The sequence below is a fragment of the Natrarchaeobius halalkaliphilus genome (genome assembly GCF_003841485.1).
Classification (GTDB): Archaea; Halobacteriota; Halobacteria; order Halobacteriales; family Natrialbaceae; genus Natrarchaeobius; species Natrarchaeobius halalkaliphilus.
Genome location: NZ_REFY01000001.1, coordinates 306,981 through 320,758 on the forward strand (window position 1 = coordinate 306,981; position 13,778 = coordinate 320,758).

Here is a 13,778-nt window from a genome sequence, read left to right on the forward strand (position 1 = left end):
CCGCCTGTGAATCGCCGTCGCGATTGCCGAGTGCTCGAGCGGCCGTTACGTTTCGTCTCCCGTCCGTCTCGCCGGCGGCGTTTTCGAGAGAAACCGTCCGAGCAGGTCGCGGTTGTTGGCGCTCCACTCGTAACCCCGTTCGCGAAGCCGTTCGTAGTCCTCGAAGTTCCGAAGGAATTCGACGACGTCCGTGACCGGACCGGCGAGACCGGAGTGGACGAGCGCCGCTTCGATGGACGCGCCACACGAGTGGACCTCACCGTCCGCGAGGAAGTGCGAACAGGAGTCGTACTCGTCGGGCAACCGCTCGCGCAACCCGGGCGTGAGATCGCTGAATCCGACGATCCGGATCTCGCTTCGGTCGTCGAAGTACTCGGCCCACCAGGTACAGAAGCCGCAGTCGTCGTCGAAGACGAGCGTCGCATCGGCCATACCGAACACACGTGCTCGCGGTACAAACGCTTGACTCCGAGGGCTCGAGTGAGCGCCTCGTCGCCCGCCAGAACATTATTGATCGCGGTGGCCAATACGGGAGCATGACCAGTGCGGCCCGGTCGCTCTCGGAACCGGAGGTGCTGGCCCACGCCAAACGGCGGCTGTTTCCGCCGGATGGAACCGAGACGGATACCGAACAATCCTCGTACGTGGTCGCGGACACGCAGTTCGCCAAGGAAGAGTGGCTTCCCGGCAGCCCCGTCGATCCCGATATTCGGGCCCGCCTCGCGCCGTTCAACCACGTCAGGATCGGTGGAGGATATCCCGACCTCGTCGGCGTGGCACGTCTCGAGTCGGATCTGCTCGCCGTCGAACGCCTCGGTGAGGAACCTCCGTTGATCGCGATCGAAGCGAAGGGGTACGCAAGCGGCGGCGTCGACACCCGCCGCGGGATCGTCCAGGCCTACGACCGGCTTCACGAGGCGAACGCGGCCTACGTCGCCGCGCCAGCGGACGCCGTTTCCGGCACGGATCGAACGCTCGCTCGAGAGCTGAACGTCGGCGTTCTCGGGGTCGAGCCGACCGGTGAAGTCGAGGTTCTCGACGTTCCGCGGGTGGTCGGCAACCGTACCACGTCGGAGGCGGCGGCGCTTCGCTTCCAGGCCGGTTCCCAGGGAGTCGCGAACGCCTCGTTCGGGCTCAACCACCCGAAGAACTACCTCGGCTATCCGCTGGCTCACGACGCCGACGGCGACACGGCGACGCTACTCACTGAACACCGGGTCGTCAGCGCGGTCGACGACGCCAGACGCGGAGCCGCCTTTCTCGGATTGATCGAGGACGGTCCGTTCGTCGAACTCACGCCGCTCGGCCGAGAGGTCGTTCGCTTCGGGAACGCCCGCTGTGGCTCCGCCGAGGCGGCGCTCTCGCAGTTCTCGGAGTGGTATCAGTCGCGGAGACGGTTCGTCGATCTGGCTCCGGCGTGGGGTCAACTCGCCCGGCGCGTGCTCTTTTCGTATCCCGCGACGGAGTTGCTCGTCACGGAAATCCAGACCATGCACGACGACTGGCAACCCGAGCCCTCGCTCGTGGAGCTGGTCGAGCACGCACACGAGTTACATCCGACGTTCACCGTGGAGTTGTTCATCCGCAGCGACGAGACCGTTCGCCGCCGCGTCCTCACCGACGACGGCTCGCTTCGTCAGTCGGCGCTCGAGGACGGCTCGGTCTATCACTCGCCGACAGTCTTTCAGCTCAAAGCGATGCTGTACCACGCCGGAATCCTCACCGAGCGAGGACGCGAGCCGCATCGACTCGAGCCGACGGAAGACGTGTGGGCGCTCCGCCAGCCGGTTTGAGACGGCATCAATCGGTTTCAACTGAATCAGTCGGGACGATCGGCCGCGGGCAACTCGAGTTCCTCGCCGTCAACGAAGACGCGCGGATCGCGGATGATTCCGTCGAGATGCAGGGGGGCCTCCGTCTCGCCGCCGATACCGGCGTTGTCCCCGATCGCGATGTGGACCGTTCCGGCGGCCTTCTCATCGAGGAGGACCGAGCCGACGAGATCGGTGACGCCGACGTTCGTCCCGATGCCGAGTTCCGCGAGGTTGTAGGCCGCATCGTCGACGTCCGCCGCAGCGGCCTCGACCTGCTCGCGGATCTCGTCGTCCGAAATCTCGGTTACCAGACCATCCTCGACGACGAACTCGAGGGTTTCGTTCTCCAAGAGACCGTGGGGTCGCATCGTCCCGTCGACGACGTACCGCCCGTCCGCGGATTCGGGACTGACGAACACCTCGCCCGCCGGGAGGTTCGAGAACGAACCCGACTCGCTCACGTCGCCGGTGTCGTCGAACCACTCGCGGTTACCGATCTCGAACGTGATGTCGGTGCCGCGGTCCGTGGTAACCCGAACCTCGTCGGCTCCGGCGACGCACTCGAGCGTTCGCTCGCACTCCGCGAGGATCCGATCGTAGTCCGCATCGAGTCCGGTGACGAACACCGACTCGGTGATGCCGGGAAGCGTCGCGCCGCGGCTACCGCCGTCCGTCGCGTCAGAACGGGCGCGAGTGTGACTCAGGCTCTTCGTCGTGGGCGCGAGAAAGGCGTCCGAACCGGCGAGAGCGGCTGCGACCGGGGCGGGTGGTTCGCCGCCGTGTTGCTCTCCGGGCGGGTATTTGACGAGAGTCGCGTCGTCGGTGATCTCGCTCGCGACGGCGTACAACGCCTCTCCGATCGACTCGCGCTCGTCGTCCGTGACGACGACGCAGGATTCGTCGGTCTCGAGAGCCAGACACTGCTCGACGGCCGTCTCGGCGGCAGAACGCAGTTCGGACATACGTGTGCCTGCGTCCGTTCGAACGAAAGGTCTTGTCCTCGAAACCGGGAGCCGTCGCGATCACCGACGCTCGAGGACGTCGATGCCGACGAGCGAGTCGCCGGTCAGCGCGCGAACGTAGGCACCACCCGCGACCGAGACGTGCGAGAAGTCCTTCTCCTCGAGATCGTACATTCCGATCGCGCGGGAGGTGTCACCGCCACCGACGACGGAGAAGCAATCGGTTTCAGCGATGGCCGATAGCACCGACACGGTGCCATCGGCAAAGCGTTCGTCCTCGAAGACGCCGAGTGCGCCTTTGACGAAGACTGCGTCGGACTCGCGAACGAGATCGGCGTAGCGCCGTGCGGTCTCGGAACCGACGTCGAGATAGGAGGTCTCTTTCTCGATGTTCTCGACGGCAGCTTCGGTGCGCTCGCCCGCGTCGCTCTCGGCGGCGAGATCGCTCGCGAGCAGGAGTCGATCGCCGTACTCCGAGCGGACGCGCTCGATGGTCTCGCGATGGTCCGCCCACTGATGGTCGAAGAACTCGGTGCCGTCGACGTCGTAACCGACGTCGTGGCCGTCAGCACGCAAAAAGAGTTCACCGACGATACCGCCGAGACAGAACCGATCCACGGTGTCGTCGACCTGCTCGATGACCGGGATGAGGTCCTCGGCTTTCGTTCCGCCGAGTACCATGGTGACGGTGCCGTCGAACTCCCGGTCTCGAATCGCGGAGTTGGCGGTGTACTCCGTTTCCATCACGCGACCCGCGTGGGCGTCCATGACGAGCGGAAAGCCGACGAGTGAAGCGTGTGATCGGTGGGCCGCCGAATAGGCGTCGTTGACGTAGGCGTCGAACTCGGGCGCGAGCGTCCGGACGAGCTCCGTTTCGGCTTTGACCGCTGGCTCCTCTTCGGGCAGTTCCCCCTCGCACATTCGGCTGTTCTCGAGGAGGAGAACGTCGCCCGGTTCGAGGTCACGAATCGCCTCGAGGGCCTCCTCACCGAAGGTGTCGGAAACGAAGGCGACCTCGCGGTCGAGGTGCGCCGAGAGCACGTCGGCGTGGCTCTCGAGCGAGACGAACGTATCCCGCCCCGGCCGGCCCTGGTGGGCGAGCAGGGCGAGGGCGTGGCCGTCTTCGAGCAGCTCCGAGATCGTCTCCGCGTGGCGGGCGAACCGGCGGTTGTCCTGTGCGGTTCCGTCCTCGATGGGTGCGTTGACGTCGATGCGAACGAGCAGCCGCTGGGCCGGCTCGAGGTCGTCGATAGTGGTGAACGTGGGCATGCGTAACTGGTGTCGTCGAATGTGCTTAAAGCTGTGAACCGTCTCGGGAAATCCGGTCGATCGTTCTGTGAAAATCGAGTCAGGGTGCGACCGCTCCCTCGGCGTCGACGCTGTCGGCTTCGGCGGCGACGTAGGTAGCCAGATCGAGCATCCGATTGGAGAAGCCGAACTCGTTGTCGTACCAGGTGAGGACTTTGACGAGACCGTCCTCAAGGACCATCGAGGACTCGAGGTCGACGTAGGACGAAAACGGCAGGCCGACGATATCGCGGGAGACGATCTCGTCGTCGGTGTAGCCGAGCACGCCGGCGAGTTCGTCGTCGGCCGCTTCGCGGATGGCCTCGGCAAGTTCGTCTTCGGTCACGTCGGCCTCGAGGTCGACGGTGAGGTCCGTAATCGAGCCGTTGGGAACGGGAACGCGGATCGCCATCCCGTCGAGTTTACCCTCGAGCTGGGGGAGGACTTCGGTGGTGGCGATCGCAGCACCGGTCGACGTCGGGATGATGTTCTCCGCGGCGGCGCGACCGCGACGACGTTTGGCCAGTGGGCCGTCGACGAGGCTTTGCGTGCCGGTGTAGGCGTGAACCGTCGTGAGCAGCCCGGACTCGATGCCGAACTCGTCGTCCAGGACTTTGACGACCGGCGCGACGGAGTTCGTCGTACAGGACGCATTCGAGACGACGTCGGCACCGTCGTACTCGTCGTGATTGACACCGTAAACGATCGTCTGGACTTCCTTTTCCCCTTTCGGCGGAGCGGAGATGAGAACCTTGTCCGCACCGGCCTCGAGGTGCTGGGCGGCGTCATCGTGCGTCCGAAAGAGACCGGTTGCCTCGAACGCGACGTCGACCTCGAGGTCGTCCCAGGGCAACGCGGCCGGGTCGCGCTCGGAGAGTAACTGGATCTCTCGACCCTGGACGGAGAGGGCGTCGCCGTCGCGCGAAACGTCTTCGAGTCGGCCGTGGACCGAGTCGTACCGAAGGAGATACTCCATGTCGTCGTTGTCCATGACATCGTTGATCGCGACGACCTCGACGTCGTCGTAGGAGAGAGACGCACGCAAAACGTTCCGACCGATCCGTCCGAAGCCGTTGAGCCCGATTCGCAGTGGCTCGCTGGATCCGTTATCACCGCTGTATGAATGTTCACTCATATTTGAGTTGTATGATGTCCACCGTTAAAATGGTTGTCCCATTCGACCCGAGCGGTGATACGGTACTCCGTCGTCATCTAGGGCGTAAACGACTGCGGCCCTAGCCAGCTTATCACACATTCATTATATGTGTGATATCAGTCAGGTATCCATAATTGGCGCTCACATCATGCGTTTTTCTCTATATAACTCAATTTCGAGTTAACATCTGTAATATTTTTGCGAAACGGTTATGAGTATCGACGGTGGAGAGTGAATCGTATGTTACGGGTCGGAGTCAACGGATACGGAACCATCGGCAAACGAGTGGCCGATGCGATCCGTGCACAGCCAGATATGGTCGTCTGTGGCGTCGCAAAACGAAGCCCGGACTACGTCGCCGTGGGCGCGGCCGAAGAGAGCTATCCCGTCTACGCCGTCGACGGCGAGCGCACCGAGGAGTTTCGCTCGATCGGAATCGATCTCGCGGGAACCGTCGACGAACTCGTCGACGAAAGCGACGTGATGGTCGATGCGACCCCGTCCGGAGTCGGCGCGGACAACCGATCGCTCTACGAACGCCACGATACTCCTGCACTCTTTCAGGGCGGCGAAGACGCGACGGTTGCCGAAGTGAGTTTCAACGCCCGGGTGAACTACGAGGAGGCGACCGGCGCGGACTACGCGCGCGTCGTCTCCTGTAATACGACCGGCCTCTCCCGGTTCGTTGCCCCGATCGAAGAGAACTACGGCATCGAAAAGGCTCGAGCGACGCTGATCCGGCGCGGCGGCGACCCCGACCAGACGGGACGCGGTCCGATCAACGACGCGGTCCCCGACCCCGTCTCGATCCCCTCACACCACGGCCCCGACGTCCAGACGATCTTTCCGGACCTCGATATCGACACCATCGGGCTGAAAGTCCCGACCACGATGATGCACGTCCACGCGGTCAACGTGACGCTCGAGGAGGCCCCCGACGACGTCTCCGAGATCCGCGATCGACTCCGGGCCGAGGACCGACTCGTGTTGATTCCCGAGTACGCCGGCATCGACGGTGCCGGTACGCTCAAGGACTTCGCGCTCGACGCCGGACGTCCCCGTGGCGACATCTGGGAGAACTGCATCTGGGAGGAATCGCTCACGCTCGAGGGATCGGACCTCTATTGCATGCAGGCGATCCACCAGGAGTCCGACGTCGTTCCCGAAAACGTCGACGCGCTCCGCGCGCTCTCGGGACATCTCTCGGGTCCGGAGAGCAGATCGCTCACGAACGAGACGCTGGGAATCGGCCTCGGCCGCCTCGACGGACGAGAGGATCTGACGCTCGACAGACAGACCGCGGATTAGCCCGGTCGAGACGATCGGGATACAACTCGATTTCGACTCCGACTCGGGGAAAGTTTTTGCACCTCCCCTTCTTACCAACTCTCATGCGTCGAGATGACCGCGACGAACCCTTTGACGATCTCTTTCGCGAAATAGAGCGAATGATGAACGAAATGATGAACGGAGCCGATGCGAACGTCGACTTCAACTCCTCGAGTAACGTCGAGAGTGGCTTCGGAATGGACACGCACATCGATATCCACGAAACTGAGGGAGAGATTCGCGTCGTCGCTGATCTTCCCGGCGTCGCAAAAGAACACATCGACCTCGAGTGCGACGGCAAGACACTGACGATTTCGGCCGGAAGCGAGCATCACCAGTACGACGAACGCCTCTCGCTGCCCCAGCGAGTGAACGAGCATACCGCCTCAGCGACGTACAACAACGGCGTCCTCGAGGTCGTCTTCGAACCGGCCGAAAAATCCTCGGATATCAGTCTCGAGTAATCCGGGCGTCGCGGTCGCGGTCGTTTTCCGTCCGATCCGTCTCTGGGGCCATCGTCGACCGAATCGCAGCCGCCAGCCGGTCGTAAAACTCCGGTTCGTACTTCGTCTCCTCGTCGATCGTCGGCCGGGCGTTCGTCTCGTTGACGACGAGGCGACCGTCCGCCTCGAGCAGGTCGACGCCGAGTAACGGAATCTCGAGTTCGGCGGCGACCGCTTCCGCCAGTTCGCGATGAGAGGCGGGGAGGGAGACGCCGGTCGCCTCCGCGCCTCGATGGACGTTGTGTTTCCAGTGGCCGTCCGTGATGGCGTCGTCGGGAAGCCGACGTTCCACCGCGCCGACGTACTCGCCCTCGAGAACCATCACCCGGTAATCGGCGGCGTGTGGCAGGTACTCCTGGACGAGAAACGACCGGTCGCCGGTCGCGCGATAGTCGTGGACCAGCGAGAGGTAGTCACAGATCCCCAGAAACGAATCGAGGTCGTGAGCCTTCGCGACGCCCACGCCGCGAGTCGTCGAGTTCGGTTTGACGACGACCGGCGGTTCGAAGCGATCGAAGACGGTCGCCAACTCCCCTTCGTCGACGTCGTTCGAGACGTACACCGATTTCGGCACCGGGAGGTCGGCCCGCTCGAGTCGCGCCAGCACCTCGGCTTTGTTGCGCGAGGTCAACACCGCCTCGTGATCGTTGAGCCACGGAATCTCGAGGAGTGCATCGGCAACCCCGCCCTCCATGAGTCGCCCGGGATAGACGAAGCCCGCGTCGTACTCGTCGGGAGACCACGGCGGATCGGTCAGATCAACCACGCGCTCGCTCGTGGGCACGTGGTGAACTCGAACGCCGCACTCGGCCAGTGGCTCCCGCATCCGCCGGAACGTCTGCGTCGCGTTGGCGACCGCGAGATCGATCATGCTCGTGAATCGGTGATAGAGCGGTAAAAAGGTGCTCGAGACGACGGTCAACGGGGAAGACCTCGGTCCCGAACGACAGCGGAAAATCGCGTTACGCGATTAGTTCTTCTTCGCCCTTCTCGACGACGATTCGACACGGCGGCGTGATCTTGTTGTACGCACGACGGAACGCCTCCTTGGCGAATTCGGCGTCGTCGACGTCACACCAGATGGTAAAGATGCGGTCGCCCCGGTCGATTCGCGCCGCGGTACCGACGATTTTACCGAACGACTGGCGCATTCCGTCGGAAACACGGTCCGCTCCCGCACCGGTCGCCTGTTTGTTCTCCCGGATAACGTGGTGGGGGAACTTGCGAAGGATCATCTTGTAGTTGCCCTCGCCTGCGTTTTTCAGCATGTAGCGGTTGGCCGAAAGGCGCGAGGCCTCGAGGCTTCCGTGGCGGATCTGGACCTCCTCTTCGGTGACGAGGCTGATCTGGACCGGATAATCGTCTGCGTCGGCGGTGATGTCGCCCATCTTGTGCTGTGCGATCTTCGAACCAGGGATGCCGGTGATATACTCCCGGCGCGTATAGGCCGGTTTCGTGATCTCCCGGTACATCGAGGCGGGTTTATCGGACATGGTTGTGATTACTTAGGAAAACGGAAGCCTACCGAGCGGATAAAGCCTTCGAACCGCGAATTCGCTCGAGGGGGACAACGATCGCCGATAAACCGTTACGGCAATCCGTACAAACCGGTGCAGCCGCTACGATATCGGAATACGGAGTCCTCATACGGATTACTGTAAATCATTGCCGGCGCACCCGCGACCCGGGCGGCGGGTGCGCCGGTAAATCGTTACAGTAATCCGTATCACTCGACCGCGGGAATCGTCACGTACTCGTCGCCGCGTTTCTCGACGAGTGCGTCGCTCGAGAGCGTATCGAGAACGCTCAGGATCGACATTTTGTTCATCGCAAGCGTCCGGTTCAGATCGGTCAGCGTAGCGCCGCTTGTCGCGTCGAGGTAGAGATACACGAGCTTTCCCTGGGGGGAGTCGAGCTCGGTCGGGATTACGGTGGATCGGTCGGTCGTGAGTTGCTGTTCCATCGTCCTACCGAGAGCGTCAACGACGTTCGATATAAGAGTATGGTGTATTGAGTAAATATCATCTAATGAGCTAGTGTGTGATTATATGTATTGGTGTGTGTTTACGTGAGACCGGCTCGGCCGGCCGGCGAACGAACCGGAGACTGCGCGTCACGGGCCCGCTCGAGTTCGCCTCCTGCGGAGCGGGGCGACGGCGAAAAGTCGCGGAATCGGCGGCGCGTTTAATAGCGCTCCACCGATAGCATCGTGCATGATTCGGAGTTTCAGGATCGGGTCGCTGTTCGGGATACCGATCAAGCTCGATCTCACGTTCTTGCTCGTACTTCCACTGTTTGCGTACCTCATCGGGTTACAGCTCGGCCCCGTTATCGAGATCCTCAACGCGAGTATGGGCGCGGGCATCGACGCCGATTCGCTTACAGCCGAGTGGTGGCTGCCGTACGCCGTCGGACTCGTTGCGGCGATCGGGCTGTTCGTCGGCGTCGTCCTCCACGAGCTCGGCCACTCGCTGACCGCACAGCGATACGGCTTTCCCATCGACTCGATCACGCTCTGGCTGTTCGGCGGCGTCGCCGCGCTTTCGGAGATGCCCGAGGACTGGCGACAGGAGTTTACGATCGCCATCGCCGGCCCGATCGTCTCGATACTGGTCGGGGTCGTGTCCTACGCGCTCTTTCTCGTTACCCCAGTGGGCTTCGACGGTGCCAGATTCGTCCTCGCGTACCTGGCGATCCTGAACGTTGCACTCGCCGGATTCAACATGCTCCCGGCGTTTCCGATGGACGGGGGACGCGTCCTTCGGGCGTTTCTCGCGCGCTCGAAGCCGTACGCCAAAGCCACCCAGCAGGCCGCAGGCGTCGGCAAGTTCCTGGCGATTCTCATGGGACTGTTCGGATTGCTTGTCTCGTTCAACATCATCCTCATCGGCGTCGCGTTCTTCGTGTATATCGCCGCCTCGAGCGAGGCCCAGCAGGTGACGATGAAAGCGGCTTTTCAGGACGTCACGGTCTCGAATATCATGACGCCAGTGAGCGACCTTCACACGGTCGAGCCCGACACCACGATCGCAGACCTGCTCCAGCGGATGTTCAGTGAACGTCACACTGGCTATCCGGTCGTCGAGACGAGCGCCACCGACGAGGAGCGATTGATCGGCCTCGTAACGCTGTCCGACGCTCGAACGATCGATCCGGTCGAGCGGGATGCCTACACCGTCGAGGACGTCATGACGACGGACCTGAAGACGATTTCGCCGGAGTCAGATGCGATGACGGCGATCGAACGCATGCGCGAGAACAACATCGGCCGTCTGCTGGTGGTCGAGGGACCGAACCATCGTTCGACGGAGTACGCCTCCGACCCGGGACAACACGGTAGGGGTGACGGCGATCTCGTCGGGCTTATCTCCCGAACGGATCTGATGACTGCCTTCGATATCGTTCAAAAGAGCGGTGCGGTAACGCCGGCAGCACACCCACGAACCGCGGACTGAGCCCCGGGTTCTTCGCTACGCTTTCGATCGCGTTTTCGGCGGATCGGGGCCGACACACCCGACGAGGCCGGCTCGAGGTTCCGCGATCAACATTCTTAACCGCGGTGGAGGCCGATGATTTGGCGATGCCACCGGCCATCGAGACCGTCGATCTCGTCAAGAACTACGGCGAGTTACGGGCTATCCGTGAGCTGTCGTTGACCGTCGAAGAGGGGGAGTTTTTCGGGTTGCTCGGTCCCAACGGTGCGGGGAAAACGACGTTCATCAACACGCTGGTCGGCCTCGTTCGAAAAAGCGGCGGTGAGGCTCGCGTCTTCGGTCACGATGTCGAGGACGACTATCAGCACGCCAGAAACGCGATCGGACTCGCCCCCCAGGAGTTCAACGTCGACCGCTTTTTTCCCATCAGAGAGGTGGTGATGCACAAAGCGGGTTATCACGGCGTTCCCGAGGAGGAAGCCGCAGAACGCGCCGAGGACGTGTTGAAGCGGGTCGGAATCTACGACAAGCGACACGAACGCTTCGACTGGCTCTCCGGCGGCATGAAGCGTCGGCTCTTGCTCGCGCGAGCGCTCGTCACCGACCCCGATCTGCTCATCCTCGACGAACCGACCGCCGGGGTCGACGTTCAGCTCCGGCACGACCTCTGGGAACTCGTCACCGAACTCAACGAAGAGGGGACGACGGTCCTTCTGACGACCCACTACATCGAGGAGGCGGAACGGCTCTGCGATCGCGTCGCGATCATGAACGAAGGCCGAAAGGTGACCGTCGCAACGCCGGACGACCTGAAGACCCGCGGAACCGACACGATCTCGGTTCGCCTCGAGTCCCCGCCGACGCGAACACCCGAGGTCGGATCGTACTCCCACGGGACGACGATGTCCGGCGATCGGATCGACGTTCGCGTCGACGACGGCGGCGCAACCGCCCCGAAGCTGCTCAACGATCTCGAAGCGGCCGGCCACGAAATCGTCGATCTCGAGATCGCTCGAACCTCGCTCGAGGATATTTTCGTCGATCTGACGGAACGCGAGGACCGCTCCGTAACCCGGTCGGACGCGGAGACCGGGAAGAAAGCGGCGTCCGAAACCGGTGAGGGGACCGATGAAAGCGGAGAGACGGACGGGCGATCGCGCACTCAGGAGACGGAAGAGCGAGAGGGGATCGCCTGATGCTGTCCGTTGGGTTCCGGACGCTCTTTCGACGTGAACTCCTGCGATTCATCCGCCGGCCCAAGAACACGTTCATGCCGCCGGCGATCACGAACGTGCTTTACTTCGCAGTCTTCGGGGTTATCCTCGGCGGTCGAATCGACGAACCGGTCGCGGGGATCGGCTACATTCTCTTTTTGATTCCGGGACTGATCGTCCTCGGAACGATCTCGAACGCCTTCGAGAACGCCTCGTTTTCGATCTTCCACGGTCGGTGGAACGAGTACATTCACGAAACGCTGACGTCGCCGCTTTCGTACGCCGAGATGGTTACGGCGTACGTCGCCGCCAGCGCCGTTCGCGGCCTGATCGTCGGCCTCATTATCGCCCTGATCGGCCGGCTTTTCGTCCCGATCAGCGTAGAGAACGGGCTCTTTCTCGTCGCGACGATGGTCGTCGTCGCCGCGCTGTTTGCGGGACTCGGGATTATCGGCGGCCTGGTCGCTCGAGACTTCGACGATCTCACCGTGATGAACCAGTTCATCCTTCGCCCGCTGGTCTTCTTCGGGGCGGTCTTTTACTCGCTGACGATGCTCGAGCCCGCCTGGCAGTACGTTTCGCTGTTGAATCCGATGGTGTACATGGTCGACAGCGTCCGGTACGGACTGCTCGGATACTCGGATATGCTCGAGATCGCGCCGGCCGCGTACGCCGATATCGCACCCTTGCTCTCGCTTTCCGTCCTCGCCCTGTTGACGGCCGTCGTGTTGACGCTCGACGTCTACCTGTTCAAGATCGGCTACGGGCTGACGGATTGAGTCGGTTCAGTTGTAGTACGTCAGCTCTACGGGGATATGAATCGACATCTATCGAACGAACGCTTCCAAATTGCTCGAAAGGAAATATTAATACGCCGATCGCCACCACGTTTAACGGAAATGAAGCACTGGTGATTCACGTGGATAACGATCCCCGCGAACGAGACGGCGGGCTCGAATCGACCCTTCCATCGAACCGCGATCCGGATCGATTCCGACACCTGATCGAACACATTCAGGACGCCGTCGTCGAGTTCGAACTCGTCGACGGTGAGCCGATCGTGGGCGGCGTCAATCCGGCATTCGTCGACGTGTTCGGCTACGAGGCGGCCGAACTGATCGGCTCATCACTCAACCGGTACATCGTTCCGAAGTGGCTCGAGGACGAGGCGACGACGCTCGACGATCGAACGACGGCCGGAAAAGTGAACTATCGCCACGTTCGCCGAGAAACCGCCGACGGCCTTCGCGAGTTCCTCTACCGCGGCGTTCCTGTCGACACGAACGATGGAACGGATCGCGGATTCGCCGTCTACACCGATCTGACGGAGGATCGCCGCAATAGGAGCCGAATAGACGTTCTCAACCGGGTGCTTCGGCACAATCTCCGTAACAAGGTCACTCTCGTCGCCGGTAGCCTCGAGGAACTACTCGACGAGCACGACTCGTCGTCGGTCGACTCGACCGATCAGCAATTGTACGAAAACGCCTGCGAAGGTATCGAGGAGCTTCGGACGCTGTCTCGAGAGGCGGGCGAGCTCTATCGAATCGTCGAAATGCCGGCGCTCTCCGATTCTTGCGTCGACTGCGTCCCACTGGCGCGGACGGTTGCGGATCGATTCGAATCGAGCCATCCGGCAGCGTCGATTGCACTCGATCTCCCGGAAACTCTTCCCGTCGGGGCGACCGAGCGACTCGAGGTTGCGATTACGAGCCTGGTGCAAAACGCTATCGAGCATAATCCGGCGGACGAACCGCAGGTCTGGATCGACGGAGGGATGGATGGTACCGAGTGGTGTTACCTCGCTGTCGACGATGACGGTCCGGGTATTCCACCGGTCGAACGGGACGTGATCACCGGCGACGCCGAGATTACCGAGACAACCCACGGAAGCGGCCTCGGGCTCTGGCTCGTCAAATGGAGCGTCGAGACGTTCGGCGGCGAACTCTCGTTCGTTCGAAGTCGCGCCGGAGGGAGTCGCGTCCAGTTGCGACTCCGACACTGTCGCGACGACGACCGGAGCCACTGACTCCGGACGGCCGATGTCGATGACGCTGGATCGCCGAAATTCCCGCACGT

Annotated in this window: 14 protein-coding genes; 7 read left to right on the forward strand and 7 right to left on the reverse strand. The window is 62.4% G+C overall.

Annotated features, from left to right (window positions below; genetic code table 11):
* Window positions 1-45 precede the first annotated feature (45 nt).
* Window positions 46-432, reverse strand: coding sequence for a DCC1-like thiol-disulfide oxidoreductase family protein (locus tag EA462_RS01510; protein ID WP_124176807.1), 387 nt, complete (start codon window positions 430-432; stop codon window positions 46-48).
* 104 nt (window positions 433-536) lie between these two features.
* Between EA462_RS01510 and EA462_RS01515 the strand changes: the two genes are divergently transcribed.
* The gene (locus EA462_RS01515; protein WP_124176808.1) at window positions 537-1,793 is read left to right on the forward strand and encodes a hypothetical protein; all 1,257 of its coding nucleotides are present in this window, start codon (window positions 537-539) and stop codon (window positions 1,791-1,793) included.
* 26 nt (window positions 1,794-1,819) lie between these two features.
* On the opposite strand, the gene EA462_RS01520 is transcribed toward EA462_RS01515, so the two are convergent.
* From EA462_RS01520 to gap, 3 genes are all read right to left on the reverse strand, one after another.
* The gene (locus tag EA462_RS01520) at window positions 1,820-2,776 is read right to left on the reverse strand and encodes an aminopeptidase (RefSeq protein WP_124176809.1); all 957 of its coding nucleotides are present in this window, start codon (window positions 2,774-2,776) and stop codon (window positions 1,820-1,822) included.
* Window positions 2,777-2,836: 60 nt separating this feature from the next.
* Window positions 2,837-4,045 carry a phosphoglycerate kinase gene (locus tag EA462_RS01525; protein ID WP_124176810.1) on the reverse strand — a complete coding sequence of 403 codons (1,209 nt, stop codon included), beginning with the start codon at window positions 4,043-4,045 and terminating at the stop codon, window positions 2,837-2,839.
* 79 nt (window positions 4,046-4,124) lie between these two features.
* Window positions 4,125-5,198 (reverse strand): type I glyceraldehyde-3-phosphate dehydrogenase, encoded by a 1,074-nt coding sequence (gene gap / locus EA462_RS01530; RefSeq protein WP_124176811.1) that lies wholly within the window; start codon window positions 5,196-5,198, stop codon window positions 4,125-4,127.
* Window positions 5,199-5,459: 261 nt separating this feature from the next.
* Between gap and EA462_RS01535 the strand changes: the two genes are divergently transcribed.
* Entirely contained in the window at window positions 5,460-6,527 is a 1,068-nt protein-coding gene (locus tag EA462_RS01535; RefSeq protein ID WP_124176812.1) for a type II glyceraldehyde-3-phosphate dehydrogenase, read from the forward strand.
* Between the two features lie 83 nt (window positions 6,528-6,610).
* Window positions 6,611-7,012, forward strand: a complete 402-nt coding sequence (locus EA462_RS01540) for an Hsp20/alpha crystallin family protein (protein WP_124176813.1) — start codon at window positions 6,611-6,613, stop codon at window positions 7,010-7,012.
* Here the strand turns inward: EA462_RS01540 and EA462_RS01545 are convergent.
* The 3 genes from EA462_RS01545 to EA462_RS01555 form a co-directional block, all read right to left on the reverse strand.
* Window positions 6,999-7,922 carry an ATP-grasp domain-containing protein gene (locus EA462_RS01545; protein WP_124176814.1) on the reverse strand — a complete coding sequence of 308 codons (924 nt, stop codon included), beginning with the start codon at window positions 7,920-7,922 and terminating at the stop codon, window positions 6,999-7,001. The genes EA462_RS01540 and EA462_RS01545 overlap by 14 nt on opposite strands.
* A gap of 91 nt (window positions 7,923-8,013) precedes the next feature.
* On the reverse strand, window positions 8,014-8,544 hold the full coding sequence (locus EA462_RS01550) for a 50S ribosomal protein L16 (protein ID WP_124176815.1): 531 nt from the start codon (window positions 8,542-8,544) through the stop codon (window positions 8,014-8,016).
* 233 nt (window positions 8,545-8,777) lie between these two features.
* The gene (locus EA462_RS01555) at window positions 8,778-9,014 is read right to left on the reverse strand and encodes a MarR family transcriptional regulator (RefSeq protein ID WP_124176816.1); all 237 of its coding nucleotides are present in this window, start codon (window positions 9,012-9,014) and stop codon (window positions 8,778-8,780) included.
* A 250-nt stretch (window positions 9,015-9,264) separates the two neighbouring features.
* Between EA462_RS01555 and EA462_RS01560 the strand changes: the two genes are divergently transcribed.
* The 4 genes from EA462_RS01560 (at window position 9,265) to EA462_RS01575 (ending at window position 13,728) form a co-directional block, all read left to right on the forward strand.
* Window positions 9,265-10,506 carry a CBS domain-containing protein gene (locus EA462_RS01560; protein ID WP_124176817.1) on the forward strand — a complete coding sequence of 414 codons (1,242 nt, stop codon included), beginning with the start codon at window positions 9,265-9,267 and terminating at the stop codon, window positions 10,504-10,506.
* Window positions 10,507-10,631: 125 nt separating this feature from the next.
* The gene (locus tag EA462_RS01565; protein WP_124176818.1) at window positions 10,632-11,681 is read left to right on the forward strand and encodes an ABC transporter ATP-binding protein; all 1,050 of its coding nucleotides are present in this window, start codon (window positions 10,632-10,634) and stop codon (window positions 11,679-11,681) included.
* Complete coding sequence (locus EA462_RS01570; RefSeq protein ID WP_124176819.1) at window positions 11,681-12,478, forward strand: ABC transporter permease; 798 nt, start codon at window positions 11,681-11,683, stop codon at window positions 12,476-12,478. The genes EA462_RS01565 and EA462_RS01570 overlap by 1 nt, the downstream gene beginning before the upstream one ends.
* Window positions 12,479-12,618: 140 nt before the next feature.
* Entirely contained in the window at window positions 12,619-13,728 is a 1,110-nt protein-coding gene (locus EA462_RS01575) for a sensor histidine kinase (protein WP_124176820.1), read from the forward strand.
* Window positions 13,729-13,778 lie beyond the last annotated feature (50 nt).

Excerpts from the sequence above, each read along its gene's own strand:
- EA462_RS01540 (WP_124176813.1), top strand. The coding sequence starts at position 6,611 with ATGCGTCGAGATGACCGCGACGAACCCTTTGACGATCTCTTTCGCGAA.
- EA462_RS01535 (WP_124176812.1), top strand. The coding sequence starts at position 5,460 with ATGTTACGGGTCGGAGTCAACGGATACGGAACCATCGGCAAACGAGTG.
- EA462_RS01525 (WP_124176810.1), bottom strand. The coding sequence starts at position 4,045 with ATGCCCACGTTCACCACTATCGACGACCTCGAGCCGGCCCAGCGGCTG.
- EA462_RS01520 (WP_124176809.1), bottom strand. The coding sequence starts at position 2,776 with ATGTCCGAACTGCGTTCTGCCGCCGAGACGGCCGTCGAGCAGTGTCTG.
- EA462_RS01555 (WP_124176816.1), bottom strand. The coding sequence starts at position 9,014 with ATGGAACAGCAACTCACGACCGACCGATCCACCGTAATCCCGACCGAG.
- EA462_RS01515 (WP_124176808.1), top strand. The coding sequence starts at position 537 with ATGACCAGTGCGGCCCGGTCGCTCTCGGAACCGGAGGTGCTGGCCCAC.
- EA462_RS01560 (WP_124176817.1), top strand. The coding sequence starts at position 9,265 with ATGATTCGGAGTTTCAGGATCGGGTCGCTGTTCGGGATACCGATCAAG.
- EA462_RS01510 (WP_124176807.1), bottom strand. The coding sequence starts at position 432 with ATGGCCGATGCGACGCTCGTCTTCGACGACGACTGCGGCTTCTGTACC.
- gap (WP_124176811.1), bottom strand. The coding sequence starts at position 5,198 with ATGAGTGAACATTCATACAGCGGTGATAACGGATCCAGCGAGCCACTG.
- EA462_RS01565 (WP_124176818.1), top strand. The coding sequence starts at position 10,632 with ATGCCACCGGCCATCGAGACCGTCGATCTCGTCAAGAACTACGGCGAG.
- EA462_RS01550 (WP_124176815.1), bottom strand. The coding sequence starts at position 8,544 with ATGTCCGATAAACCCGCCTCGATGTACCGGGAGATCACGAAACCGGCC.
- EA462_RS01570 (WP_124176819.1), top strand. The coding sequence starts at position 11,681 with ATGCTGTCCGTTGGGTTCCGGACGCTCTTTCGACGTGAACTCCTGCGA.
- EA462_RS01545 (WP_124176814.1), bottom strand. The coding sequence starts at position 7,922 with ATGATCGATCTCGCGGTCGCCAACGCGACGCAGACGTTCCGGCGGATG.